This is a genomic window from Acidovorax sp. GBBC 1281 (assembly GCF_028473645.1).
Lineage (GTDB): Bacteria > Pseudomonadota > Gammaproteobacteria > Burkholderiales > Burkholderiaceae_C > Paracidovorax.
The window spans coordinates 1,761,763-1,787,310 of record NZ_CP097269.1 but is presented as its reverse complement, the minus strand read 5'-3'; the positions used below and the strand labels follow the sequence as shown (position 1 = coordinate 1,787,310).

At 70.3% G+C, this 25,548-nt stretch carries 25 protein-coding genes; 10 read left to right on the top strand and 15 right to left on the bottom strand.

Translation table 11 applies throughout. From position 1 onward, the window contains the following. Positions 1 to 57 precede the first annotated feature (57 nt). From M5C96_RS08050 to M5C96_RS08015, 8 genes are all read right to left on the bottom strand, one after another. Positions 58 to 1,146 (bottom strand): tartrate dehydrogenase, encoded by a 1,089-nt coding sequence (locus M5C96_RS08050; protein ID WP_272568396.1) that lies wholly within the window; start codon positions 1,144 to 1,146, stop codon positions 58 to 60. A 30-nt stretch (positions 1,147 to 1,176) separates the two neighbouring features. Further along, positions 1,177 to 2,811 carry an ABC transporter ATP-binding protein gene (locus M5C96_RS08045; protein ID WP_272568395.1) on the bottom strand — a complete coding sequence of 545 codons (1,635 nt, stop codon included), beginning with the start codon at positions 2,809 to 2,811 and terminating at the stop codon, positions 1,177 to 1,179. Between the two features lie 2 nt (positions 2,812 to 2,813). After that, positions 2,814 to 3,692, bottom strand: coding sequence for an ABC transporter permease (locus M5C96_RS08040; protein WP_272568394.1), 879 nt, complete (start codon positions 3,690 to 3,692; stop codon positions 2,814 to 2,816). A 20-nt stretch (positions 3,693 to 3,712) separates the two neighbouring features. Then, positions 3,713 to 4,669: an ABC transporter permease gene (locus tag M5C96_RS08035; RefSeq protein WP_272568392.1), complete on the bottom strand. Its 957-nt coding sequence runs from the start codon at positions 4,667 to 4,669 to the stop codon at positions 3,713 to 3,715. A gap of 37 nt (positions 4,670 to 4,706) precedes the next feature. Then, positions 4,707 to 6,326, bottom strand: a complete 1,620-nt coding sequence (locus tag M5C96_RS08030) for an ABC transporter substrate-binding protein (RefSeq protein ID WP_272568391.1) — start codon at positions 6,324 to 6,326, stop codon at positions 4,707 to 4,709. A gap of 90 nt (positions 6,327 to 6,416) precedes the next feature. After that, positions 6,417 to 7,706, bottom strand: a complete 1,290-nt coding sequence (locus M5C96_RS08025; RefSeq protein WP_272568389.1) for an NAD(P)/FAD-dependent oxidoreductase — start codon at positions 7,704 to 7,706, stop codon at positions 6,417 to 6,419. A 43-nt stretch (positions 7,707 to 7,749) separates the two neighbouring features. Continuing rightward, complete coding sequence (locus M5C96_RS08020; RefSeq protein WP_272568388.1) at positions 7,750 to 8,415, bottom strand: haloacid dehalogenase type II; 666 nt, start codon at positions 8,413 to 8,415, stop codon at positions 7,750 to 7,752. Positions 8,416 to 8,630: 215 nt separating this feature from the next. Next, a complete protein-coding gene (locus M5C96_RS08015; RefSeq protein WP_272568387.1) occupies positions 8,631 to 10,136 on the bottom strand; it encodes an aldehyde dehydrogenase family protein in 1,506 nt (501 codons plus the stop codon). Positions 10,137 to 10,369: 233 nt separating this feature from the next. On the opposite strand from M5C96_RS08015, the gene M5C96_RS08010 reads away from it, so the two are divergent. From M5C96_RS08010 to M5C96_RS07980, 7 genes are all read left to right on the top strand, one after another. Next, positions 10,370 to 11,269 (top strand): GNAT family N-acetyltransferase, encoded by a 900-nt coding sequence (locus tag M5C96_RS08010; RefSeq protein WP_272568386.1) that lies wholly within the window; start codon positions 10,370 to 10,372, stop codon positions 11,267 to 11,269. 38 nt (positions 11,270 to 11,307) lie between these two features. After that, entirely contained in the window at positions 11,308 to 12,243 is a 936-nt protein-coding gene (locus tag M5C96_RS08005; protein WP_272568384.1) for a 2-hydroxyacid dehydrogenase, read from the top strand. Between the two features lie 191 nt (positions 12,244 to 12,434). Then, positions 12,435 to 13,838, top strand: a complete 1,404-nt coding sequence (locus M5C96_RS08000; protein WP_272568382.1) for an aspartate aminotransferase family protein — start codon at positions 12,435 to 12,437, stop codon at positions 13,836 to 13,838. A 77-nt stretch (positions 13,839 to 13,915) separates the two neighbouring features. Next, positions 13,916 to 14,410 carry an Lrp/AsnC family transcriptional regulator gene (locus tag M5C96_RS07995; protein WP_272553201.1) on the top strand — a complete coding sequence of 165 codons (495 nt, stop codon included), beginning with the start codon at positions 13,916 to 13,918 and terminating at the stop codon, positions 14,408 to 14,410. Between the two features lie 17 nt (positions 14,411 to 14,427). Beyond that, complete coding sequence (locus M5C96_RS07990; protein ID WP_272568380.1) at positions 14,428 to 14,802, top strand: (2Fe-2S)-binding protein; 375 nt, start codon at positions 14,428 to 14,430, stop codon at positions 14,800 to 14,802. Continuing rightward, positions 14,799 to 16,223: an FAD/NAD(P)-dependent oxidoreductase gene (locus tag M5C96_RS07985; protein ID WP_272568379.1), complete on the top strand. Its 1,425-nt coding sequence runs from the start codon at positions 14,799 to 14,801 to the stop codon at positions 16,221 to 16,223. Before M5C96_RS07990 ends, M5C96_RS07985 begins: the two co-directional genes overlap by 4 nt. Further along, positions 16,220 to 17,392: an NAD(P)/FAD-dependent oxidoreductase gene (locus M5C96_RS07980; protein WP_272568376.1), complete on the top strand. Its 1,173-nt coding sequence runs from the start codon at positions 16,220 to 16,222 to the stop codon at positions 17,390 to 17,392. Before M5C96_RS07985 ends, M5C96_RS07980 begins: the two co-directional genes overlap by 4 nt. A 10-nt stretch (positions 17,393 to 17,402) precedes the next feature. Here the strand turns inward: M5C96_RS07980 and M5C96_RS07975 are convergent, their stop codons facing one another. Further along, a complete protein-coding gene (locus M5C96_RS07975) occupies positions 17,403 to 18,329 on the bottom strand; it encodes a LysR family transcriptional regulator (RefSeq protein WP_272568375.1) in 927 nt (308 codons plus the stop codon). 149 nt (positions 18,330 to 18,478) lie between these two features. Here M5C96_RS07975 and M5C96_RS07970 point away from each other — a divergent pair, with 149 nt between their 5' ends. Then, positions 18,479 to 18,913 (top strand): RidA family protein, encoded by a 435-nt coding sequence (locus tag M5C96_RS07970; RefSeq protein WP_272568374.1) that lies wholly within the window; start codon positions 18,479 to 18,481, stop codon positions 18,911 to 18,913. Positions 18,914 to 18,934: 21 nt separating this feature from the next. Here M5C96_RS07970 and M5C96_RS07965 read toward each other — a convergent pair whose 3' ends face one another. The 4 genes from M5C96_RS07965 to M5C96_RS07950 all read right to left on the bottom strand — a co-directional run bounded on the left by M5C96_RS07965 (position 18,935) and on the right by M5C96_RS07950 (position 22,317). Further along, entirely contained in the window at positions 18,935 to 19,288 is a 354-nt protein-coding gene (locus M5C96_RS07965; protein ID WP_272568373.1) for a cupin domain-containing protein, read from the bottom strand. 80 nt (positions 19,289 to 19,368) lie between these two features. Beyond that, positions 19,369 to 20,589, bottom strand: a complete 1,221-nt coding sequence (locus M5C96_RS07960; protein ID WP_272568372.1) for a M20 aminoacylase family protein — start codon at positions 20,587 to 20,589, stop codon at positions 19,369 to 19,371. Beyond that, positions 20,586 to 21,284: an HAD-IA family hydrolase gene (locus tag M5C96_RS07955; protein WP_272568371.1), complete on the bottom strand. Its 699-nt coding sequence runs from the start codon at positions 21,282 to 21,284 to the stop codon at positions 20,586 to 20,588. Before M5C96_RS07955 ends, M5C96_RS07960 begins: the two co-directional genes overlap by 4 nt. 460 nt (positions 21,285 to 21,744) lie before the next feature. Then, on the bottom strand, positions 21,745 to 22,317 hold the full coding sequence (locus tag M5C96_RS07950) for a GNAT family N-acetyltransferase (protein ID WP_272568369.1): 573 nt from the start codon (positions 22,315 to 22,317) through the stop codon (positions 21,745 to 21,747). 61 nt (positions 22,318 to 22,378) lie between these two features. Between M5C96_RS07950 and M5C96_RS07945 the strand changes: the two genes are divergently transcribed. Both M5C96_RS07945 and M5C96_RS26905 read left to right on the top strand, forming a co-directional pair. Continuing rightward, a complete protein-coding gene (locus M5C96_RS07945; protein ID WP_272568366.1) occupies positions 22,379 to 23,272 on the top strand; it encodes a LysR family transcriptional regulator in 894 nt (297 codons plus the stop codon). A 71-nt stretch (positions 23,273 to 23,343) separates the two neighbouring features. Continuing rightward, entirely contained in the window at positions 23,344 to 23,724 is a 381-nt protein-coding gene (locus tag M5C96_RS26905; RefSeq protein ID WP_349816798.1) for a hypothetical protein, read from the top strand. A gap of 60 nt (positions 23,725 to 23,784) precedes the next feature. Here the strand turns inward: M5C96_RS26905 and M5C96_RS07940 are convergent, their stop codons facing one another. Together M5C96_RS07940 and M5C96_RS07935 are read right to left on the bottom strand one after the other, a co-directional pair. Continuing rightward, entirely contained in the window at positions 23,785 to 24,894 is a 1,110-nt protein-coding gene (locus M5C96_RS07940; RefSeq protein ID WP_272568365.1) for a PA0069 family radical SAM protein, read from the bottom strand. Between the two features lie 185 nt (positions 24,895 to 25,079). Then, positions 25,080 to 25,340: a hypothetical protein gene (locus M5C96_RS07935; RefSeq protein ID WP_272568362.1), complete on the bottom strand. Its 261-nt coding sequence runs from the start codon at positions 25,338 to 25,340 to the stop codon at positions 25,080 to 25,082. Positions 25,341 to 25,548 lie beyond the last annotated feature (208 nt).

The window sequence follows — 25,548 nt, the reverse complement described above, 5'->3', positions numbered from 1 at the left end:
AACACTAGGGCATCGTGCTACAAATTCAATAGCAAAAGGAATGGCAGGGCCGATGGGCTAGCGCCTGGCGATGCACGCGGCGATGGCCTCGCCCACCTGGGTGGTGTTGGCCGTGCCCCCTAAGTCGGGCGTCTTCGGCCCGGTTTTGATGACCTCTTCGATCGCCGCCACGATGGCATCGTGCGCCTGCCGCCCTGCGCCCTGGCCTTGCGTCAAGAAGTCCAGCATCAGCGCACCCGACCAGATCATGGCGATGGGGTTGGCGATGTTTTGGCCGTAGATGTCCGGCGCCGAGCCATGCACGGGCTCGAACAGGCTGGGGAAGGTGCGCTCGGGGTTCAGGTTGGCCGAAGGCGCCAGGCCGATGGTGCCGGTGGTGGCGGGCCCCAGGTCGCTGAGGATGTCGCCGAACAGGTTGGTGGCGGCCACCACGTCGAAGCGCCCGGGCTGCAGCACGAAGCGCGCGGTGAGGATGTCGATGTGCTGCTTATCCAGCGTGACCTCGGGGTACCCCTTGGCGATGTCGTCGGCGCGGGCGTCCCACCAGGGCATGCTGATGGCGATGCCGTTGCTCTTGGTGGCGAGGGTCACGTGCTTCTTGGCGCGGCTCTGCGCCAGGTCGAAGGCGAACTTCAAGAGGCGGTTGGCGCCGTGGCGCGAGTAGACCGATTCCTGGATGACGATCTCGCGGTCGGTGCCCTCGTACATGATGCCGCCCAGCGACGTGTATTCGCCCTCGGTGTTCTCGCGCACGACGAAGTAGTCGATGTCGCCGGGCTTCCTGCCGGCCAGGGGACACGGCACGCCTTCGAAGAGGCGCACGGGGCGCAGGTTGATGTACTGGTCGAACTCGCGGCGGAACTTGAGCAGCGAGCCCCACAGGGACACATGGTCGGGCACGGTGGCGGGCCAGCCGACGGCGCCGAAGAAGATGGCGTCCACGCCGGCGAGTTGGGCCTTCCAGTCGTCGGGCATCATTTTTCCGTGAGCGGCGTAGTAGTCGCAGCTGGCCCAGTCGATGGTGCGGCATTCCAGTTCGAAGCCGAAGCGCTCGGCCGCGGTCTGGATGGCCCGCAGGCCCTCGGGCATGACTTCCTTGCCGATGCCGTCGCCGGGGATCACGGCGATGCGGAAGATGGGGTGCATGGGGTGTCTCCGGTAGGGGTCGCCTGTTTGTCAGGCCGCTGCGGCCAGCACGGCCGGTGCGCCGGCCCTCTCCTCCAGCCAGCCCTGGCGCAGCTCGGGCACCGAGCGCGCCAGCAGTTCGTAATACGGGTGGTGCGGCCCGCGGTCGTAGTCGGCGCGCGCCACCTGCGCGAGTTTGCGGCCGTGCTGCATGACGACGATCTCGTCGCACACGGAGCGCACGGTGTGCAGATCGTGGCTGATGAAGAGGTACGAAACGCCCAGCTCGCGCCGCAGCTCGGCCATCAGGTCGAGCACGGCGGCGCCCACCACGGTGTCGAGGGCGGAGGTCACTTCGTCGCACAGGATCAGGTCGGGGTCGGCCGCGAGCGCGCGGGCCAGGTTGACCCGCTGCTTCTGCCCGCCCGACAGGCCGCCGGGCAGGCGATCCGCCACGCTGTGCGGCAGCTTGACCAGGTCGAGCAGCTCGCGGATGCGCCGCTGCAGCGCCTCGCCCTTGAGCCCCTTGTAGAACTGCAGCGGCCGGGCCAGGATGCGCTCGATGGTGTGCGAGGGGTTGAGCGCCGTGTCGGCCATCTGGAACACGATCTGAATGCGGCGCAGCTCTTCCTTGGTGCGGGCGCCCAGCGTGGTCTTGAGCTCCGAGTTGCCGAACAGCATGGTGCCGTGCCAGGGCTGGATGAGCCCGGCGATGGCGCGCGCCAGCGTGGTCTTGCCCGAGCCCGACTCGCCGATGACGCCGATGGCCTGGCCGCGGTAGAGCTTGAAGTTGATGTCCTCCAGGATGAGCGCGGCGGGGCGGCCGGTGGCGTCCACCGGGCCGTAGCCGGCGGACAGGTCGCGCACATCGAGCAGCAACTCGCCCTCGCCCCGGCAGTGCTCGGCCACGCGCGGCGTGGGGCGCGCGGCGGCCAGCAGGCACCGGGTGTATTGGTTGGCCGGGGCGGCGAGGATGTGCGCGGTGGTGTCCACCTCCTGCATCCGGCCGTTGCGCAGCACGAGGATGTGGTCGGCCATCTGCGCCACCACGGCGAGGTCGTGGCTCACGTAGACGGCGGTGGCGCGGCGTTCGCGCACCACGCGGCGAAAGGCGAGCAGCACTTCGATCTGCGTGGTCACGTCCAGCGCGGTGGTGGGCTCGTCGAGGATGACGAGGTCGGGGTCGGTGATGAGCGCCATGGCGGCCATCAGCCGCTGCAGTTGCCCGCCCGAGACCTGGTGCGGGTAGCGGTCGCCGATGGTGTCCGGGTCGGGCAGCGCGAGTTCACGGAACAGCTGCACCGCCTTGGCCTCGGCCTCGGCGCGCTTCATTGTGCCGTGGATGCGGGTGGGCTCGACCACCTGGTCCATGATGGTGCGCGACGGGTTGAACGACGCGGCGGCGCTCTGCGCGATGTAGGCCACGGTGCGCCCGCGCAGCGCGCGCTGCGCGGCAGGCGCCAGGTGCAGCACGTCGACGTCGCCGATGCGCACGCTGCCGCCGGAGATGGTGCAGCCGTGCCGTGCGTAGCCCATCAGCGCGAGCGCCGTGGTGGTCTTGCCCGAGCCGGATTCGCCGATGAGCGCCAGCACTTCTCCGGGCGCGATGGTGAAGCTCAGCGCATCGACCAGCGTCTGGTCGCCCGCGGTGATGCTCAGGTCTTGGACGACAACGGATGCTCCCATGTTCAACGCCCTCCGCGTTCACGGGCCGTACGGCCCGGCAGGTTGTCGATGACGAGATTGACCGCGATGGTCAGGCTGGCGATGGCCAGCGCCGGTGCGATGACCGAGGCGCCAGCGTCGGGCAGCGCGCCGATGTTCTCGCGCACCAGCGATCCCCAGTCGGCCGCGGGCGGCTGGATGCCCAGGCCCAGGAAGCTCAGGCCGGCGAGCAGCAGCACCACGTAGACGAAACGCAGCCCCAGGTCGGCCAGCATGGGGCCGACGATGTTGGGCAGGATCTCGCGCAGCATGATGTAGAGCGTGCCCTCGCCCCGGGTGCGCGCCACGGTGACATAGTCGAGCGCATTGATGTTGACGGCCAGCGACCGCGCGATGCGGTAGGCCCCCGGGATGTAGATGACCGCCGCCGTGGCCACCAGCATGGCGACGGACGAGCCGAAGCCGGCCACCAGGATCAGCGCGAACATCTTGCTGGGAATGGCGGTGAGCGTGTCCAGCACGCGGCTCAGAATGGTGTCCACCTTGCCGCCCATGGCGGCGGCGAACAGCGCCAGGGCCGTGCCCGTGCCGCTGGCCAGCAGGGTGGCCAGCAAGGCCACGCCCACGGTGTAGCGCGCACCGTCGATCACGCGCGCCAGCATGTCGCGGCCCAGGTAGTCGGTGCCCAGCCAGTGTTGGGCGCTGATGGGCGCGAACACGTCGGAGCCGCCGCCCGCCTGCAGCGAGCCCGGCAGCAGCACGGGACCGGCCAGGGCGGCCAGCATCCAGCACAGCAGCACCGCCAGCCCGATCAGGCCGGAGATGCCGAAGCCCGAGAGCCAGCGGCGCACCGCGTGGCGCGGCGTGGCGGGCGGGCCGGAAGGGTGGGTCAGGGAATCCATGGGTCGGCCCTTCGGTATGGTCAGCGGTGGCGCAGGCGCGGGTTGGCGAGGATGCCGCACACGTCGGCCGCCGTCACCAGGATCAGGTAGCCCGCGCAGAAGATCATGGCGCAGGTCTGCACCAGCGGCATGTCGCGCTGGGTCACGCCATCGACCATGAGCTTGGCGATGCCGGGATAGTTGAAGATGGTCTCGATGATGATGACGCCGCCCAGCAGGTATGACAGCGACAGCGCCACCGCGTTGGCGATCGGCCCGATGGCATTGGGCAGCGCGTGGGCCATGACCATGCGCAGGGGCGAGGCCCCCTTCAGGCGCACCATCTCGATGTAGGGCGCCTCCAGCTGGTCGATGACGGCGGCGCGGCTCATGCGCATCATCTGCGCGACGATCACGCAGCACAGGCTGAGCACGGGCATGGCGAAGGCCCGCAGCATCTGCCCCACCGATTCGATGTCGCTCACGTAGGACAGCGCGGGCAGCCATTTGAGCTTGACGGCGAACACCAGCACCGCCAGCGTGGCCACCAGGAACTCGGGCACGGACACCACGGCCACCGCCGCCGACGAGGCCAGGCGGTCGAACCACGAGCCGCGCCACACGGCCGAGGCGATGCCCAGGGTGAGCGCGATGGGCACCGAGAACAGCGCGGTCACGGCCGCCAGCAGCAGCGAATTGGGCAGGCGGCTGGCCACCAGCTCGCCCACCGGCATCTGCGTGGTGACCGACTGGCCCAGGTCGCCGCGCACGATGCCGCCCAGCCAGCGCAGGTAGCGCAGCGGGGCCGGCACGTCCAGCCCCATCTGGGCGCGCAGCGCGGCGAGGGCCTCGACCGTGGCGTCCTGCCCCAGCTGCTCCTGCGCGGCGTCGCCCGGCAGCACGGCGGTGATCGAGAAAACGATCACCGAGACCGCCAGCAGGGACAGCAGCGCCAGCAGGATCCGCTGGACCAGGAGCTTGAGAATCACACGGTTCATGGCGCGGCGGCTTCCAGTGCTCGGTGCGTGCGGGGCGTCAGGCTTCGAGCCAGACGTGCTCGGCGAAAGAGTAGCCCATCAGGCCGCCCAGCGGAATCGGGGACAAGCCCTTGAGCTTGGTGGAATGTCCGTCGATGCTGGCCAGGAACAGCGGAATGCCGATGCCCGCGTCCTGGTGGATCATGGTCTGCATGTCGGCGTACATCTGGCGGCGTTTGGCCAGATCGGTCTCGGCGCGCGAGGCCAGCAGCAGCTGGTCGAACTGCGGGCTCTTCCAGCGCGACTCGTTCCAGGCCGCGTCGGACTTGAAGAACTGCGTCAGGATGGTGTCGGCGCTGGGGCGCGGGTTCACGTTGCCAAAGCCCACCGGACTGTTGAGCCAGTGGTTGGACCAGTAGCCGTCGGCCGGCATGCGCTTGATGTCCAGGTCCAGGCCGATGCGCTGGCCCGATTGCTGCAGCAGCAGCGCGGTCTCGGTCGAGTACATGGCGGCCGGCGAGGTGACCACCGGCACCTTGCCCGTCACGCCCGACTTCTGCAGGTGGAACTTGGCCTTGTCCAGATCGAACGTGCGCTGCGGCAGGTCCTTGAAGTAGAACCGGTTGGTCGGGTCGATGGGCTGGTCGTTGGCGATGACGGCGTAGTCGAGCGCGATGCTCTTTTTCATCTGCTCGCGGTCGAACAGGTACTTCATCGCCAGGATGAAGTCGGGGTTGGCGCCCGGGCCCATGTCCTTGCGCAGGATGAGGTCAGAGTACTGGCCCGACTGCGTGGTGAAGATGGCGTAGCCGGGCGTGCCCTTGACCCGCGCCACGGCGCGCGGGTTGACCGAGGCCACCAGGTCCATGCCGCCCGACAGCAGCGCGTTCACGCGGGCGCTCTCGTCGCCGATGCCCACGAACTCGATCTCGTCCAGGTAGGGCTTGCCGGGCTTCCAGTAGGCGTCGTTGCGCACCATCAGCGACCGCACGCCGGGCTTGAACTCTTTGAGCTTGTAGGGGCCGGTGCCGATGCCGGCGTTGAAGTCGGTGGTGCCTTCCTTGACGATGTGGAAGTGGAAGGTGCCCAGGATGACCGGCAGGTCGGCGTTGGGCGCGGTCAGCTCGATGGTCACCTCGTTCGGACCCGAGGCCTTGACGGTCTCGATCTGGTCGGCCAGCACCTTGGCCTTGGAGGCCGTGGCCGGGTCCTTGTGGCGCAGGATGGAGAACACCACGTCGGCCGGCGACAGGGCCTTGCCGTCATGGAAGGTGACGCCCTTGCGCAGGGTGAACACCCAGGTCTTGGCGTCCTGCGTGGCGGACGATTCGGCCAGCGCGGGCTGCGGCGTGAGCGAGCCGTCCAGCACGAACAGGCCGTTGTAGAGCATGGTGCCGCGCGAGTAGTCGGTCTGGTTGGACTGCTTGGCCGGGTCCAGCGTGTCGGTGGCCGCGGCCGTGGCGCCGGCCACGCGGATGCGGCCGCCGCGGCGGGGCGTCTGCGCATGCGCGGTGACCGCCATGCCCGCCAGGCCGCCGGCCAGCGTGGCCTGCATGCCGCCCGCCATCAGCATGGCGAGCACGTCGCGGCGCGTGGCGCCCCGCCGCAGCGAGTCCATCACGCGAAGGCTTTCTTGGGGACCGACGAGGGTGTCGAACGGGGTGCGGCTGTCGCTCATGGTGATGCTCCTGTGACGGGTGGCAGTGGGGGGAACGGGGATCTTGGAATGGTGCGAATCAAGGGAAGGTGGCAGGCGCCCGCTGGGACGTCAGGCCAGCCGGTCCTTCAGGCGGTAGTACAGCCCCACCGCCGGCAGGAACCACGGCGGGCCGAAGTGGCCGGGCACGGCGGGCCAGTCGCGGCCGCGCCAGGGATTGGCCTCAGCATCGCCGGCCATCACGGCGGCCATGCGCTCGCCCATGTGCACCGACATCTGCGTGCCGTGGCCGCTGTAGCCCATGGAATAGAACAGGCCGTCGCGCTCGCCGGCGTGCGGCAGGCGGTCCTGCGTCATGTCCACCAGGCCGCCCCAGCAGTGGTCGATGCGCACGCGGCCCAGTTGCGGGAAGGTTTCCGCCAGGCCGGCGCGCAGGATCTCGCCGCTGGCGGCATCCTGCTGCGGGCTGGAGATGGCAAAGCGCGCCCGGCCGCCGAACACCAGCCGGTGGTCGGCCGTGAGGCGGAAGTAGTGGTGGATGTTGGCGATGGTGACGTAGGTGCGCCGCTCGGCCAGCAGGGCCTGCGCGCGCGCTGCGCCCAGCGGCTCCGTCACCACGATGAAGCTGCCGATGGGCACGATGCGCCGGCGCAGCCAGCCGAACGTGCCGTAGCCGCCGTGGCGCGAGGCGCCGGTGGCCAGCAGCACCTGGCTGGCCTGCACCGCGCCGCGCGCGGTGTGCAGCCGGTGCACCTGGCCCTGCACGCGCTCGATGCGGTCCACGCAGGTGCCGGTGTGGATCTGCGCGCCCTGGCGTTGGGCGGCCAGGGCCAGCCCTTGAGCGAACCGCCCCATGTGCATCTGCGCGCTGCGCCGGTACAGCAGCCCGCCTTCGAAACGGTCGCTCTGCACCTCGGCGCGCACCCGGGCGGCGTCGAGGATCTCCACGTCGGTATCCACCCCGTCGGCGATGAGCCGCTCGGCACTGCGCCGCAGCGCCTCCAGGTGGTGGGGCCGGGTGGCGAGCTTGAGCTTGCCGTGGCGCAGGAAATCGCAGTCGATGGCCTCGTCCCGCACGATGCGGGCGACGGTGTCCACCGCGGCGTCGTAGGCGTGGTACCAGGCCCGGGCCTGCGCCACGCCGACCTTGGCGGCCACCTCGGCATAGTCCACCGCCAGGCCGTTGTTGACGTGGCCGCCGTTGCGGCCCGATGCTTCGGGCGCCACGCTGGCGCCCGCCTCCAGCACCGCCACGCTCGCGCCGCGCCGGGCCAGGGCCAGGGCGGCCGACAGGCCGGTGAAGCCCGCGCCGACGATGGCGACATCGACCTGCCGCGGCAGATCGTGCGGCGCCAGCGCCAGCGGCGGGACCGAATCGTTCCAGTAGGACTCGAGCTTCATGGCAAGGGGCGTGCGGGCTGTGGGAAGGAAGGTAAAAAACCGCTCAGAGGCCGACGACGCCCGGCAGGCCGCCGATGTCTTCGATCTGCACGTAGTGGTAGGCCGGGTTGCCCGGGCCGTGGCCGCGGTTCACGAACACCTTGTTCTTGATGCCGATGTCGTCGGCCGACATCAGGTCGTAGCGCAGGCTGGAGGACACGTGCAGCACGTCCTGCGGGCCGCAGCCCAGCGAGTCGAGCATGTATTCGAACGCCTTCAGGCGCGGCTTGTAGGCCTGGGCCTGCTGCGCGGTGTACACGCGGTGGAACGGCGCGCCGAGCATGGCGACGTTCTTCTGGATCTGGTCGTCGGAGGCGTTGGACAGGATCACCAGCGGGATCTCCTTGGCGACCTTGGCCAGGCCGGCGGGCACGTCGGCATGCGGGTCCCAGGTGGGAACGGCGTCGTAGAACTTCTGGCCGTCGGCGTCCAGGTACTGGATCTTCCACTGCTTGCACAGGCGGCGCACGGCGTTCTTGAGCACCACTTCGTAGGGCTTCCAGTCGCCCAGCACTTCGTCGAAGCGGTAGGCGCTGAAGTCGGCGATGAACTGCTCCATGCGCTCGGCCGGAATGCGGTCGGCGAAGAGTTCACGCGTCATCTCGCCCATGCGAAAGCGGGTGAGCGTGCCGTAGCAGTCGAAGGTCACGTACTTGGGACGGAAGGTCATGGTCTCGGAATCCTCGGGTTGGGCCGGTCACCGACCGGGGCGGTTCGCAGCGCCTTATCTGGCGTTTGCGACAGTGTCATTACGAAGTGATTGAAGCACGCGGTTTCGCGGGTGTCATAGGGAAATGCAGGGGTGCGGCGCGCGAAAGCTGCGGTTTGCCGGGGGCCTTGCGGCATGCCATGCGGTCTGCACCGCCGGCGTGCGGCAACGCACCGTTAGTGCGCTGCAGCAAAGTCGATGAGCACGCTTTTGAAGCGCAGGTTGGCCTCCACGGCCTGGCGGCCCAGGTCCTTGCCGATGCCCGACTGGTGGTAGCCGCCGGTGGGAATGACGAAGTCCGCGCTGCGCCCGTAGCGGTTGATCCAGACCGTGCCCGCGCTGATGCCGCGCATGGCGCGCAGCGCGCGGCCGATGTCGGCGGTGTGCACGCCGGCCGCCAGGCCGTAGTGCGCGTGCGCGGCCAGGGCCAGGCCCTCTTCCTCGGTGTCGAAGGTCTGCACCGTGAGCACGGGGCCGAAGATCTCTTCCTGCACGGCGGGGCTGTCGGCCGCCACGCCTTCGAGCAGCGTGGGCTGGAAGTACGCTCCGCCCGCCGCACCGGCCGCCACGCCGCCGGCCACGTCGTCGAACAGCCCCCCGCCGCAGCGCAATTGGGCGCCCGCGTCGCGCGCGCGCTCCACGATGTCCAGGATGCGTGCGGCCTGTGGCGCCGAGATGATGGGTGGCAGCGTGGCGGTGTCGTCCCAGGTGGCGCCGGGCCGCAGCGCGGCGAACCGCGCGCCGATGCGCTCCACCAGTTCCGGCGCGATGCCGCGCTGCACGATGAGCCGCGAGCCCGCCACGCACACCTGGCCCGCGTTGCCGGTGATGGCACCGGCGATGAGGCCGGCCAGCCGGTCGACATCGGGCGCGTCGTCGAAGACGAGCTGCGGGCTCTTTCCGCCCAGCTCCAGCGTGACGGGCTTGGGGCCCTGCAGCGCACAGGTGGCCATGATGGCGGCGCCCGTGCGCGTCGATCCGGTGAAGGTCATCTTGGCGATCCGGGGGTGCCGCGTGAGCGCATCGCCGGTGGTGCGGCCATCGCCCTGCACCACATTGAAGAGCCCGGGCGGCACGCCCGCCTCCACCGCCAGCTGGGCCAGCCGCACGGCGGAAAACGGCGTCATCTCGGACGGCTTGAGCACCACCGCATTGCCTGCGGCCAGCGCGGCGCCGACCTTCCACGACATCATCACCAGCGGAAAATTCCACGGTGTGATGGCGCCCACCACGCCATAGGGCTCGGCCACCACCATGCCCAGGTGGTCGTGCCGCGTGGCGGCCACCTCGCCGCCGAGCTTGTCGGCATATTCGGCGAAAAAGCGCAACCCTTCGGCGGTGAAGGGCACGTCCCACGCAGCGGCATCGCGCACCGGGCGGGTGGAGCACACGGCCTCCAGCGGCGCCAGTTGCGGGCCGTCGGCTTCGATCATGTCAGCCCAGCGGCGCAGCACGCGGGCGCGCTCCCGCGGGGCGCGCCGTGCCCAGTCCGTGGTGCGCCAGGCCTGCCACGCATCCTGCACCGCGGCGTCCACGGTGGCTGCATCGGCCAGCGGCAGGTCGGCATGCCATTGGCCGTCGGAGGGGCGCAGCACGGCGATGCGGCCGGCATCGGGCACGAGGCGCCCGCCGATGAAGTGGCCGGCAGGAACGGCGATGGACCGGGGATCGAAAAGCAGCATGGAACGGGGGCGCGCAAGGGGCTGCGCGCAGTTGGAAAAAGGTGCTTCGATGCTAGGCAGGAAGGTCCAGCATTTGTGCCCGTAACGCCCCGCGTCACCGCAGCGAATTGCAAAACGCACGCGCCCGGCAGACGAAGCTTGCAAGTTGCGGGCAAACCCGAATTCGGGGTGGTGCGGCCTGCCGATGTCGTCCAAGATAGACGCCCAATCCCTTCGCAACGAGGACGCCGCCCATGCTCTCCACCGCCCTGCCCGCCACCCCTGCCACCGCCGAGGACGGCGTGCTGCTGCGCCCCATGACGCCCGACGACCTGCCGCAGGCGCAGGCGCTGTCGGCCGAACTGCGCTGGCCGCACCGGCTGGCCGACTGGGAGCAGGTGTTCGCGCATTCCGATGGCCTCGTGGCCGAGCGCGACGGGCAGACCATCGCCACCGCCCAGCGCTGGAAGTGGGGCGATCGGCACGCCACCATCGGGCTGGTGCTCGTCACCCCGGCCTGCCAGGGCCGCCGCATCGGCCACCGCCTGATGACCACGCTGCTCGACGGCCTGGACGGCCACACGGTGCTGCTGCACGCCACCGCCGAGGGGCGCGGCCTGTACGAGCGCCTGGGCTTCGTGCGCACGGGCGAGGTGCGCCAGCACCAGGGCGTGGCCCGGCCCACGCCGCTGATCGCCCTGCCCCCCGGCTGGCGCCTGCGCCCCTCCGGCCTGAACGAGGCGGCCGCATTGCACCGGCTCGACGCCCAGGCGCGCGGCATGCCGCGCGATGCGCTCATCGACGACCTGCTGGCCCGCAGCGATGCCTGCGTGGTGCTGGACCACGACGGCGAGCAGCGCGGCTTCGCGCTGCTGCGGCGCTTCGGCCGCGGGCACGCCATCGGCCCCGTCGTGGCGCCGGATGCGGAAAGCGCCAAGGCGCTGATCGCCCACCTGGCCGGCATGAACGCCGGCCACTTCACGCGCATCGACATCGATTTCGACAGCGGCCTGGCCGAGTGGCTGGAGAGCATCGGCCTGCTGCGCGTGGACGCGCCCACCACCATGGTGCGCGGCGGCACCCTGCCCACCGCATCGGACGCCCCGCACGGTGCCCCGCGGCTGTTCGCCCTGGTCACCCAGGCGCTGGGCTGAGCCCACCCCTTCGACGATCCACCCTGCCGGGCCTTGCCGTGACCTCCACCACCTTTCTCTACAAATCCGACCCCGTGCGCGGTCGCCAGTGGGCCGGCGTGTTCCGCGACCGCGCGCCCGAGATCGACTTTCGCATCTGGCCCGACATCGGCGACCCGGACCAGGTGCGCTTTCTCGCGGCCTGGGAGCCGCCGCAGGACCTGGCCACGCGCTTTCCGCAGCTGCAAGTGCTGTTTTCATCGGGCGCGGGCGTGGACCAGTTCGACTTCGCCGCGCTGCCGCCCGAGTTGCCCGTGGTGCGCATGGTGGAGCCCGGCATCGTGCAGGGCATGGTGGAGTACGTGACGCACGCCGTGCTGGGCCTGCACCGCGACATGCCCCAGTACCGCCGCCAGCAGCAGCAAGGCGAATGGCGCGTGCTGCCGGTGCGCCCGGCCAGCGAACGCCGGGTGGGCGTGCTGGGCCTGGGCTCGCTCGGGCAGGCGGTGCTGGCCCAGTTGCGGGGCCTGGGCTTCGACTGCGCGGGCTGGAGCCGCTCGCGCCACCAGTTCGCCGGCGTGCACTGCTACGCGGACCGGCATGAACTGCCGGCCTTCCTGGCGCGCACCGACATCCTGGTGTGCCTGCTGCCGCTGACCGATGCCACGCGGGGCTTTCTGAACAAGGACCTGTTCGCGCAACTGCCGGCCGGTGCCGGGCTGGTGCACGTGGGGCGCGGGCCGCAATTGATCGACACCGACCTGCTGGCCGCGCTGGCCGTGGGGCAGATCGGCGAGGCGGTGCTCGACGTGACCGACCCCGAGCCCCTGCCGCCGTCGCATGCCTTCTGGCGGCACCCGCGCGTGCAGCTCACCCCGCACATCGCGAGCATGACCCAGCCCCTGAGCGCCGCCAACGTGGTGGTCGACAACCTGCGCCGGTTCGAGGCGGGCGAGCCCATGGTGGGGCTGGTGGACCGCTCGCGCGGCTACTGACGCATGGCGGCCGGCAGCCAGCGCCCCGGGGGCACCGCACGATCTGCTGCCACCGCGCCAACAACCGCAGCGTGCTGCGCGAAACCCCGCCAAAGCAGCACCACGCGCAGCGGCCCCTGGCCTAACCTTGGGGCCATCGACAGACGCCTCACCACCGCCACCGAACCCCTGGCCCGCGACCGGACCCCGCCATGACCCAACTCACCGACCTGCCCCAGCTCGCCTCGCTCGATGCCATCGACCGCGCGCATTTGATCCACCCCGTCTCGCCCTGGCGAGCGCACGAGCGTCGCGGCCCGACCGTGCTGTCCTCGGGCCAGGGGGCATGGCTCACCGATGCCAAGGGCAACGAGCTGCTGGACGCCTTCGCCGGCCTGTGGTGCGTGAACGTGGGCTACGGCCAGGAGAGCGTGGTGCAGGCCGCCACCGAGCAGATGCGCCGCCTGCCCTACGCCACGGGCTACTTCCACTTCAGCAGCGAGCCGGCCATTCTTCTGGCCGAAAAACTGGTGCAGATCACGCCAAAATCGCTGAACCACGTGTACTTCACGCTGGGCGGCTCCGAAGCGGTGGATGCGGCCGTGCGCTTCATCGTGCAGTACCACAATGCCATCGGCCAGCCGGCCAAGAAGCACTTCATCGCGCTGGAGCGCGGCTACCACGGCTCGTCGTCCACGGGTGCCGGGCTCACCGCCCTGCCCGCCTTCCACCGCGGGTTCGACCTGCCGCTGCCGACGCAGCACTACATTCCCTCGCCCAACCCCTACCGCGCCGCGGACCCGTCGGACGGCCCGGCCATCATCGCGGCTTCGGTGGCGGCGCTGCGGGCCAAGGTGGCCGAGCTGGGCGCCGACAACGTGGCGGCCTTCTTCTGCGAGCCCATCCAGGGATCGGGCGGGGTGATCGTGCCGCCCCAGGGCTGGCTCAAGGCCATGCGGGAGGCCACGCGCGAGCTGGGCATCCTGATGGTGGTGGACGAGGTCATCACCGGCTTCGGCCGCACCGGCCCGCTGTTCGCCTGCGAGGCCGAAGGCGTGTCCCCCGACATCCTCACGCTGGCCAAGGGCCTGACGGCCGGCTACGTGCCCATGGGGGCGACGGTGATCTCGGACGCGCTCTACGCCGGCATCGCCGACGGTGCACCCGAGGGCGCGCCCATCGGCCACGGCGCCACCTACTCCGCCCACCCGGTGAGCGCGGCGGTGGCGCTGGAAGTGCTGCGGCTGTACGAGGAAGGCGGCATTCTCGCCAACGGCCAGCGCGGCGCGGCGCCTTTCGCGGCCGGGCTGGATGCCTTGCTGGCGCACCCGCTGGTGGGCGACTCGCGCCACCGCGGCCTGCTGGGCGCGCTGGAGCTGGTGAGCGACAAGGCGACCCGGCGCGGGTTCGATCCGGCGCTGGGCCTGTCCGAACGCATCGCGGCCACGGCGTACCGCAACGGCATCGTGTTCCGCGCCTTCGGCGACAACATTCTTGGCTTTGCGCCCGCACTCACCTACACCGAGGACGAGTTCGCCGAAATGTTCAAGCGCCTGCGAAAGACGCTGGACGACGTGCTGGACGCGCCCGACGTGCGCGCCGCGCTCAAGGGCTGAAACCAGCGGCAACACCAACACAGCGACTGCGCGCCGCCGCAGAATCGAAGCCTCCTTCACGCCCCGATGCCGCCATGATGAACGAAGCCTTCAAGATCGACCGCCTGGACCTGCGCATCCTCGCGCAGCTGCAGAAGAACGGGCGCATGACCAACGTGGACCTGGCAGACGCGGTGGGCCTGTCGCCCAGCCCCTGCCTGATCCGCGTCAAGCGCCTGGAGCAGGCGGGCTACATCGCCGGCTACGGCGCGCACCTGCGCCTGGAAAAGCTGGGTGACACGCTCACCGTGTTCACCGAGGTCACGCTCACCGACCACCGCCGCGAAGACTTCACGCGCTTCGAGGCTGCGATCCGCGAGGTGGACGAGGTGCTCGAATGCCACTTGGTGAGCGGCGGCTACGACTACCTGCTGCGCTTTCTGACGCGCGGCGTGAACCATTACCAGGAGGTGATCGAGGACCTGCTCGAACGCAACCTCGGCATCTCCAAGTACTTCAGCTACATCGTCATCAAGACGCCGTTCATCAAGACGCACTGTCCCATCGAGCGGCTTTTCCCCCACCAGCGCTGACTTCCCTCCAGACGCCCATGCCCGATACCGCCCACCGCCCGCCGGCCCGCTTCGTGCGGCTGGCCGAGACCGATCGCCCCCCGATCGCCCTGACGATCGATGGCCTGCCTGCCGCCGCGCTCGCTGGCGACACCCTGCTGGTGGCACTGCTGCAACACGGCCGGCGGGTGCGCGACAGCGAGTTCGGCGACGGCCCGCGCGCGGGCTTTTGCCTCATGGGTGCCTGCCAGGACTGCTGGGTGTGGACACCTTCGGGCGGGCGGCTGCGCGCCTGCTCCACCCAGGCCGAAGCCGGCATGGAGGTGCTCACCCACCCGCCCGCGGCGCAATGGCCGGTGACGCCGGACCTGCGCGAATCGCTGGCGCGCCATGCGCAAGGGGACGCGGCATGAGCGCCCCCACCGCCACCCCAATCACCCCCCCTACCGGCTCGCCCCGCATCGTGGTGGTCGGCACCGGCCCGGCCGGCGTGCGCGCCGCCCAGGCGCTGGTGCAGGCCGGCCTGCGCCCCACCGTGATCGATGAAAGCCGGCGCGACGGCGGGCAGATCTACCGCCGCCAGCCCGAAGGCTTCAAGCGGCCCTACGCCAAGCTATACGGGAGCGAGGCCGGCAAGGCCCAGGCGCTGCACCGCGACTTCGACGCCCTGCGCGCATCGGTCGATTACCGGCCCGACACCCTGGCCTGGAACGTGACCGCCGGCGAACTGCACGTGGTGCATGCCGGCGAGCCACAGACGCTGCCGTTCGACGCGCTGCTGGTGTGCTCCGGCGCCACCGACCGCCTCATGCCCGTGCCCGGCTGGCACCGCGCCGGCTGCTACAGCCTGGGCGCCTCGCAGATCGCGCTGAAGGCCCAGGCCTGCGCCATCGGCTCGCAGGTCGTCTTTCTGGGCAGCGGGCCGCTGCTGTACCTGGTGGCCTCGCAGTACGTGCAGGCCAGCGCGCGCGTGGCGGCGGTGCTCGACACCGCGCCCGCATCCAAGCCCTGGGCCGCCATCGCGGGCCTGCTGGCGCGGCCCACGCTCGCGCTGCGCGGCCTGGGGCTGATCCGCGGCCTGCGGGCGGCAGGCGTGCCGGTGCTGCAGGGTGTGGCGCCACTGTCCATCGACGGCGACGACCGCCTGGGTGTGCAGGCCGTGGCCGTGCGCGACGCACAGGGCCAGGAACGACGCTTCGAATGCGATGCCGTGGGCCTGGGCTGGCACCTGCGGGCCGAGACGCAACTGGCCGATCTGGCACGCTGCGCGTTCGCCTTCGAACCCGTGAGCCGCCAGTGGCTTCCCAGCATCGACGCGGACGGCCGCAGCAGCACACCCGGCGTGTACCTGGCGGGCGACGGCGTGCGCATCCTGGGGGCCGACGGGGCCGAGGCCGCGGGCCGCCTGACCGCCCTGGCGGCGCTGGCCGACCTGAAGCATCCCGCCGGCAGCGCCCGCTACGGCCAGGAGGCGCCCGCGCTGCGCCGCACGCTGGGCCAGATGGACCGCTTTCGCCAGGGGCTGGCGCGGGCCTTTCCCTGGCCGCATGCGCAGGCCGCGGCACTGCCCGATGCGGCCGTGGTGTGCCGCTGCGAGGCCGTCACCGCGGGCGAACTGCGCCGCTGCGTGAGCGAGATGGACAGCCAGGAAGTGAACCGCGCCAAGGCCTTCAGCCGCGTCGGCATGGGGCGCTGCCAGGGGCGCTTTTGCGGCCATGCCGCGGCGGAGATCGTCGCGAGTGCCTGCCACGTTCCCGTGGAACAGGTGGGCCGCCTGCGGTCGCAGGCACCGGTCAAGCCTTTGATGATGAACACGCGCGAGGTGCAGGCATGAACCACGGCAGCCAGAACACCACGACGCACGACACCGACGTGCTGGTGCTGGGCGGTGGCCTGATGGGCACCACCACGGCCTTCTTCCTGCGCCAGCACGGCCTGTCCGTCACGCTGCTGGAGCGCGAACTGGTGGGCCGCCAGGCCAGCGGCACCAATTTCGGCAACGTGCGCCGCCAGGGGCGCGAGCTGCACCAGATGCCGCTGGCCAACCGCGCGCGCGCCGTATGGGGCCGCATCCGGTCGTTGCTGGGCGAAGACGCCGAGTTCGTGCCCTACGGCCACCTGCGCGTGTGCTACACCGAAAAGCAGGCCGCGGTGCTCGAAAAGCACGCGCACGACGTCAAGCCCCTGGGGCTGGATCTGCAGCTGTTCACCGCCGAGCAGTTGCGCCAGCGCTGGGGCATCTTCGCGCCCGGCGTGGTGGCGGGGTCCTACTCGCCCCAGGACGGCCACGCCAACCCCCGCCTGGCCGGCCCGGCCTTCGCCCGCGCGGCGCGGCGTGCGGGCGCGAACATCGTCGAGCATGCCGAGGTGATGCAGGTGGAGCGCGACGCCAACGGTTTCGTCGCCCACACGGCCGATGGCCGGCGCTTTCGCGCCCCGCAGATGCTGGTGGCCTGCGGCGCGTGGTCCAACCGCATGGCCGAGCAGTTCGGCGAGCCCGTGCCGATAGAGGCCCGCGGCCCGCAGATGGGCGTGACCGAGCCCCTGCCCTACGCGCTCGGGCCGTCCATCGGCCTGTCGTCCCCCATCGAGACCGAAGGCCTGTACTTCCGGCAGATTGCGCGCGGCAACATCGTCTTCGGCGGCGGCCTGAAAGGGCCCGCGCATGCCGACCGCATCCGCGCCTACGTGAAGCCCGACAACGTGCTGCGCCAGTTGCGCGAGCTGCGCCGCTTCGTGCCGGCGTTCGAGCACGTGCAGCTGATCCGCGTGTGGAGCGGCATCGAGGGCTACACCCCTGACTGGCAGCCGGTGATGGGGCCGAGCGCCAAGGTGGCGGGACTGCACTACGCCTTCGGCTTCAACGGCGAGGGCTTCGCCATCAGCCCCGGCGTGGGCGAGACCATGGCCGAACTGATCGCCACGGGCCAGACGTCGATTCCGCTGGCGCCCTACTTCATCGGCCGGTTCGCGGCATCGCAGCCGGCGCAGCAGGCGGCCTGACAGGCCCGCATCACGCCCGTGGCCGGCCGGCCAGGGGCGCATGCCGCTCCATGAGGCCGGCCACCCACTCGATGAACACGCGCAGCCGCGGGCTGACGTGCCGGTGCGGCGCATACGCGATGTACAGCGGCATCGGGTCCAGGCGCCAGTCCTGGAACAGCCGCACCAGTTCGCCCCGCTCCAGGGGCTCGCGCGCCAGGTAGTCCGGCAGCCACAGCACGCCCAGGCCCGCCACGCCGGCCGCCAGGTACGCGTTGCCGTCGTCCACCGAGAACACATGGCAGCCCCGCACGGCCAGGCGTTCGCCCTCGCGGTGCATGGCGTACGGCAAAGCCTTGCCGGTGCGCGCCCAGAGAAAGCCCACCGTGCGGTGGTGAGAGTTCTCCAGCTCGTTCGGGTGCAGCGGCGTACCCGCGCGCTCAAGGTAGCCGGGCGCAGCATACACGCCCAGCTGCAGGTCGCCCACGCGCCGCGCGACCAGGGACGGATCGGTGGGCTCCCCCCCGCGCACCACGCAGTCCACGTTCTCGCCGATCAGGTCCACGATGCGGTCGCTCACGCCCATGTCGATCTGGATGTCCGGGTACCGGGCGTGGAAGGCCGGCAGCGCCGGTACCAGGATGGCGCGGGCCAGCGGGCTGGGCACGTCCACCCGCAGGCGGCCCCGGGGCAGCGCGGAGGCGCTGGACAGGCTGCCCTCGGCATCGTCCATGTCGGCCAGCAGGCGCACCACGCGTTCGTAATAGGCCGCGCCATCGGCCGTGACGTTGACCTTGCGGGTCGTGCGGTTCAGCAGCTTCACGCGCAGCCGCGCCTCCAGCTGCTGGACGAGCTGGGTCACGGTGGTCTTGCTCATGTGCAGGGTCTCCGCCGCCTTGGTGAAGCTGCCGGCCTCCACCACGCGGGCGAAGGCCTGCATTGCATCGAAACGGTCCATGGGCGCTGTGCTTTCGGTGGCGGTGGCGGTGGGATTGTTTGGAGTCTACAAACAGTGATGGGTGGACTGGGCCCTTTATCCCCCGCACGCCGCTGCCTACAGTGCCTTCATCGCCAACCACCGGGCGGCTTCGCCCCGATAAACCTTTGATGAACTCCACCAGCACGCCCCAACGCGACGTCGTCTTCCCCGCCGGGCGCCGCGCGCTCTACGACCGCAACCGCTATTCGCCAGCAGTCCGCTCCAACGGCTTCCTGTTCGTGTCGGGCCAGGTCGGCAGCCGCGAGGATGGATCGCCCGAGCCCGACCTGCCGGCGCAGGTGCGGCTGGCGTTCGACCACCTGAACGCCATCCTGCAAGCGGCCGGCTGCACCTTCGACGACGTGGTGGATGTCACGGTCTTCCTCGTCGATCCCGAATCGACGTTCGAGACGGTGTGGGCCATCGTGCCGGAATACTGGGGCAACGCGCCCCACCCCACGCTGACCGGCGTGGGTGTGACCTGGCTCTACGGCTTCCAGTTCGAAATCAAGGTGATCGCGAAGCTGCCCGCGCCGATCGGCGACGGACCTGCACGCCCCTGAACGCAGGCGCCGGTAAAGGCTTTACGCCGCCAGCACCACGAACACCTTGCGCAGCGTTTGCGTCACATGCCACTCGCCCGTCGTGTTCGACGGGAAGAACAGCGTGTCTCCGGCTCGAATGGATTGCGGCTCGCCGCCCGTGGGCGTGAAGGTGCAGGCCCCGGCCAGGATGTGCATGACCTCGGCATTGGCCAGTTGGCGCTCGAAGCAGCCGGGCGTGCATTCCCACAGGCCCGAGCGGTTCTCGCCCGCGCCCTGCAGATCGACGTCGATGCCGCTGAACTCGCACGGCGGCAGGGTCAAAGGACGGGCGGGCGTGCCCTGGTGTTCGAAGCCGCCGAGGGTGGCGGACTGGCGCAGCACGGTGATGCTCATGGGATGGTCCCTTGGGTCGATGAAGTGGATGGAAGGAATCAAAGTGCGGCGCCTGGGCGATGCCAGGCTTCAAGCCCGCATCAGGCCGGCGCCAGGGCGCGCGCCGCCACCTCGCAGAACCAGCGCACGCCCAGCGGCAGCGCGTCGTCGTTGAAGTCGTAGCACGGGTGGTGCAGCGCGCGCTCCCCGTCGGGTCCGGGCTCGGCGCGGCCCTGGCCGAGCCACAGGTAGGCGCCCGGGCGGCGCTGCAGCATGAAGGCGAAGTCTTCCGAGGTGAAGGCCGCGCGCGGTGCCACGCCGGCCTGCAGGCCGATGGCGCGTGCGGCTTGCAGTGCCAGATCCGCCTCGGCCGGGGTGTTCGCCGTCGCGGGGTAGTAGCGAAGGTAGGTCACCTCCACCTGCGTGCCGCTGGCCAGGGCAATGCCCTCGGCGGTGGCGCGCAGCGCGGCCTCGATGCGGTCTTGCGATGCGGCGTCGAAGCTGCGCACCGTGCCGGTGATCTGCACCTCGGCCGGCAGCACGTTGTGGCTGTGCCCGCCCTCGATGCGCGTGACCGACAGCACGGCCGACTCGCCGGGGTCGATGCGGCGCGCCACGATGGTGTTGAGCTGCGCCACCAGCTGGCTCGCGGCCAGGATGGCATCGGGCGTGTGGTGCGGCTGCGCGGCATGGCCGCCGCGCCCGCGCACGGCGATATCGAAGCGGTCGGCCGCGGCCATGATGGGCCCGGGCCGGGTCTGGGCATGGCCCAGCGGCAGGTCGGGCCAGTTGTGCAGCGCGTAGACGCTGTCGCACGGAAAGCGCTCGAACAGGCCATCCTCGATCATCTTGCGCGCGCCGCCTTTGCCTTCCTCGGCGGGCTGGAAGATGAAGTGCACGGTGCCATCGAACCCGCGCGTGCGCGCCAGTTGGCGCGCCGCGCCGATCAGCATGCTGGTGTGGCCGTCGTGACCGCAGCCGTGGTGCGCGCCCGGGTGGCGGCTGGCATGCGACGCCGTGCCCAATTCCACCATGGGCAGCGCATCCATGTCGGCGCGCAGGCCCACGCTGCGGGGCCCGCTGCCGCAGCGCAGCGTGCCGACCACGCCGGTGCCGCCGATGCCTTCGTGCACCTCCAGGCCGAGCAGCCGCAGCGCCTGCGCCACGATGCCGGCCGTGCGCCGCTCCTGAAAGGCCAGCTCGGGGTGCGCATGCAGGTCGCGCCGCAGCGTGACGAGTTCGGGCAGCAGGTCGGCCACCGGCCGGGCGATGCGCTCCAGGCCCTCCAGCGCCGGCAAGCGCTCGTGGCCGTCCAGGCTCATTGCCCCGCCTCCACCGCGTCGGCCAGCTGGGCCAGCGTGTGGAAGTGGTAGTCCGGCACGGTGTGCTCGGATTCGATGGTGCCGCCCGAGTCCTTCATGCCGTGCCGCCGTTCGATCCAGCAGGTGGCGATGCCCAGCCGCTTGGAGATGCCGATGTCGTGGTACTGGCTCTGCGCCACGTGCAGGTTGTCGGCCTGCCGGTAGCCCCAGGCGCCCTCGTAGCGGCCGCGGGCATAGGCGAAGTAGCGCGCGTCGGGCTTCTCGCACAAGGCGTCGTCGCAGCTCAGCAGCAGGTCGAAGGGCGAGCCCAGCGCTTTCTGGAAGTGCTCCAGCGCCCAGGTCTGGGCGTTCGTCATGGTCACGAGCTTGAAATGCCCGCGCAGGCGCTGGAGCGCCTGCACCGAGTCGGGGAACGCCGGCCAGTCGGCCACCGAGTCGCGCAAGCCGCGCGCCAGCGCCTCGCTGTCGGGCAGGCCCAGCGACGGCGCGATCGCATGCCAGCAGCGCTCCAGGTCGTCGGGATAGGTCCAGGTGTCGCCGCTCTTGCGCGCGGCGCGGTAGGCCGCGAGGAACGCCTCGTCGCTCACGGCGCTGCCGGGCACGGCCCGGCGCAGATAGGCGAGCATGCCGCCCTCGAAATCGATGAGGGTGCCGACCACGTCGAAGGTCAGCACTTTGAAATCACGCAAGGCCATGGGTCGCACTCCAGACAGCAGGAAATGGCGGAAAGCCGGCCACCGCAGGAAACGGCAGCGGCCACAGAACATTCACGGCCGAGCTTAGAACCGCGGCCGCCCCGCGTGGCACTGAAGCGGGGGCCGGCGACAGCAGCAAGTTGCGTTGTCCGGCGCATTGCGAAAGATTGTTTGCAGCCCCCCCGGCCGCGCGATCCTCCGCGGGCCCAGAACAGGCTGCTCAGCCCCCCGCCAGGCCGGGCCGGGTTTGGGAGAGGTCCGGCTCCATGCGCTGGCGGTTCAGGCCCAGGCAGCGGCATTCATCGGCTTGGCTCCAGGGCGGCGCCATCGACCACCGGCTCAGGAGGGTGGCGTTCGGCGTGCCACTGAACGCATGCCGCTGCACGGCAGCGAATGGCGTTCTGGCTGCGCGGGCGCGCAGTTTTCGGCGAGCGCGCAGCGCTGGTGCACGCACCCGCACTCATCCGCAGGCGGCGCGGGCCGTGGTGGCCAGCATCAGGCTGCGTTGCATCAGGATCGTGTCCACATTGCGGCCGACTTGCTCGAACACGCCGACGCGCCGGAATCCGGAGCGCTCATGCAGACGGATGGAGCCGGCGGTTTCACCGTCGTCCACGATCACCGCCACCATCTGGCGCAATCCCAAGGATTCGCAGGCTTGCACGAGCGCATCGATCAGGGCCTGCCCCACCCCCTGGCCGTGGCATCCGCTGCGCACGTAGATGGAGGTCTCTACCGTGCGGCTGTATCCAAGGCGCGGGCGATACCGGCTCGCATACGCATAGCCGACCACTTCGCCGCCTCTGAGCGCCACCAGCCACGGCAGCCCTTCGCGGCGCAGCGCATCGTGGCGGCGGTGCATCTCGGCCAGCGTGGGAACCTGTTCTTCCATGGTGCAGATGGCGGTCTGCACATAGTGGCCGTAGATGTCGCGCAGCGCTGGGACATGGGACGAAGCGGCCTCGACGATGACGGTGGTGGTGGGTGCGCAAGGCATGACGGGTGGGATGTGGATGGCATTCATGGCATGCATGGTGGAGCCTCTGACACAATAAGAGAAGTTGTTACACACTCTTCACTGCATAATAAAAATTATGGCCCTACCCTTCACCTTCGATCAGCTGCAGGCGTTCATTCTGGTGCTGGACACTGGCAGCTTCTCGGTCGCGGCCGAGCAGCTCGGCGTGACCCAGCCCGCCGTGAGTGCACAGGTGCGCGAACTCGAGCGCAAAGCCGGCCTGCGCCTGATCGAGCGGGTGGGCAGAACGGTTGCCCCCACTGCCGCCGGCACGACACTGGCCGGGCACGCGCGTGGGCTGCTGGACGCCGGCATGCAGGCCGCCGCCGCGGTGTCCAGCCATGCCGACGGCGTTCAGGGCACCGTGCGGATGGGCACCGGCGCGACGGCCTGCCTGCATCTGCTGCCTGCGCTGCTGCGGCAGATCCGCTCGTCGCACCCGGCCCTGCACGTCGTCGTCACCACGGGAAACACCGACGACATCGTTCGCCGCGTGGAGCTGAATGCGCTCGATCTCGGGCTGGTGACCCTGCCGGTCGCCAGCCGTGCGCTCACGGTATCCACCGCGCTGACAGACGCGTTCGTGGCCGTCAGCGCCGTGCAGGCACCGGCACTGCCCAGAACCGTCACGCCCAAAAATCTGGCAGACATGCCGCTCATCCTGTTCGAGCCTGGCACCAACACGCGCCAGCGGACCGAAGCGTGGCTCTTGGCCGGCGGCGTACGCGCCCGGCCCACCATGGAATTGGGCAGCATCGAAGCGATCAAGCAGATGGTGGCCGCCGGGTTGGGATACAGCATCCTGCCCGCCATGGCCCTGCGCGATGCGGACCGCACGGCCCTGCAGGTGCGCCCGCTGCGGCCCGCGCTGTCGCGCGAGCTGGGAATCATCATGCGGCAGGACAAGCCGCTGATGCGCGGCATGCAGGTGCTGGTGGCCGCGCTGCTGGCCAGCGCTGCGCAGGCTTGAGCCGACGGCGTGTGCGGCGCAGCTTCAGGCCCGGGCCAGTGCCAGATCAGTGAGCGCTGTGTGCTCTGCACGTGCCGTCCTGGGCCACCGAGGCCACAAAGTCGGCGAAATCACGGGCCGGCTTGGCTGGACTGCTACATGGCCAACGACACCGAAGCCGCCGGCGTCTTCACCCCTGCCTACGTGAAGGTCTTGCTGGAAACGGACTGAAAGAGCAGCGACACCCCAAGGCAGCGCTGTCGATCTCCATACTGACCGAAGCCCAGCTCAGGCACGCCTGGGCCACCTGGTTCAACGCACAACGGGACCGGCACGACGCCACGGATCGAGACACCCGATTCGCACTGGTCAGGTTCGCGACGGACGGCATCTGGCTGTCTGCGCTCTCCGACATCGACATGCCCGACAGGCTGGAGCTGCGCGACCGTCTGCTCGAAGCGGCAAAGCCTTGAGGCTTGGGCTCGCCGGGCAGCCGCCCGCATCCATTTCCTTCAGCGTGCGCGGAGGCAACTCTAAAAAAGAACGCCCTGCCCCCGTGCCAGTGCCGGCCGGTACTGCGACAGGTCGAGCTCCACGCGCTGGCGGTTCAGGCCCAGGCGCCGGCACGCGGTGGCGAACCGCTGGCGCACCAGGTCGGCCCACAGCCCCGTGCCCTTCATGCGCGTGGCGAAGTCGCTCTGGTAGCTCTTGCCCGCCGCGCGGGCCTCGGCGCTCAGGCCGTGCAGGTCCTGGATGCGGGCCATCACGCGCGCCGCGCGCTGCGGGTAGTGCAGCGCCAGCCACTCGCGCATGAGCGGCGCCACCTCCCAGGGCAGGCGCACCACGGTGTAGAAGGCGGTCGTGGCGCCGGCGTCACGCGCGGCCTCCAGCACCTGTTCCATGTCTTCGGTGATGAACGGGATCTGCGGCGCCACGCTCACGCCCACGGGCACGCCAGCCTCGGCCAGCGCGCGGATGGTGCGCAGGCGCCGGTGCGGCGCGGCGGCGCGCGGCTCCAGGCGGCGGGCGAGCGCGGCGTCCAGCGTGGTGATGGTCACGTAGGCGGCGGCCAGACGGTCGCGCGCCAGGGGGGCGAGCAGGTCGAGGTCGCGCTCCACCCCGCTCGACTTGGTGATGACCGAAAACGGGTAGCGGGCCTCGCCCAGCACTTCGATCAGCCCGCGCGTCAGGCGCAGCTCGCGCTCCACAGGCTGGTAGCAGTCGGTGGCCGATCCGATGTTGAGCAGCTGCGGCACGTGCCCGGGCCGGGCCAGTTCGCCGCGCAGCACCTCGGCGATGTTGTGCTTGGCGATGATCTGCGTCTCGAAGTCCAGCCCCGGCGACAGGTTCAGGTAGCTGTGCGTGGGCCGCGCGTAGCAGTAGATGCAGCCGTGCTCGCACCCGCGGTAGGGGTTGACCGAGTGCTCGAAGAAGATGTCCGGCGAGTCGTTGGCGCAGATGGCGCTGCGCGCGGTCTCCCGCACCACGCGCGTGGCCTGGGGCTCAGCGGCGTCCGGCCCTTCGCCGGGCTCAGCCCAACCATCGTCGAAGGCGTCGCGCGCATCGCGCAGGAAACGGTGCGGGATCCGCGTCGCGGCGCCCCGCCCCTTGATGGCGTGCAGTGGGATTTGGAATTCGGACATGGACGGCGCCTTGGCTGCGGGCTGGGCCAGGGGCGGCGCCGGTTCGACGCCTGCCTGCGGCCAGCCAAAGACTGTATATAAACACAGATATTAGCGCCGTTCGCTGGGGATGTCTCCCGCCCCTTCGCCGGGCGCCGTTCGCCCCGATGCCGTGGGCCTGCACTGGCCCGGGCTACCGCCTGCGGTCAGGCGGCCAGGGAGAGGCGGCGCAGCAGGCCGCGCAGGTGCATGCGCTGCAATTGCACATCCAGCGCCTGCAGCGCGCGGCCTTCCTCGGTGAAGCCCGTGATCCGGGCGCAGACCGGGCCGCCCTCCTCCTCCACGGCGGTGGTGCCCGTCAGCAGGCCAGCGGCGCGCAGCAGCTCGAAATGCTGGATTTCCTCGGGGTCGGAGGTGGTGAACGGCAGGGGCTGTTCCGCCACCTTGCCCAGGAACACGACGTTCATATGCGCACTTTCTTCACAGGGCTGGCGCGCGCACCGGCCGGAACTCGGGGATCGAATCCGTGGCGCCAAGGCTGCCGCCCTCAGGGAAGGCACACGGTAGGCGACAACGCGGTGCAGCACAAGCACGGCCGGACAGGAGGTCACGGTGCTGCCCTCGGCAACGGTTTCGGTATTTTTGGCCTCCAGCACAATCAACACTAGGGCATAT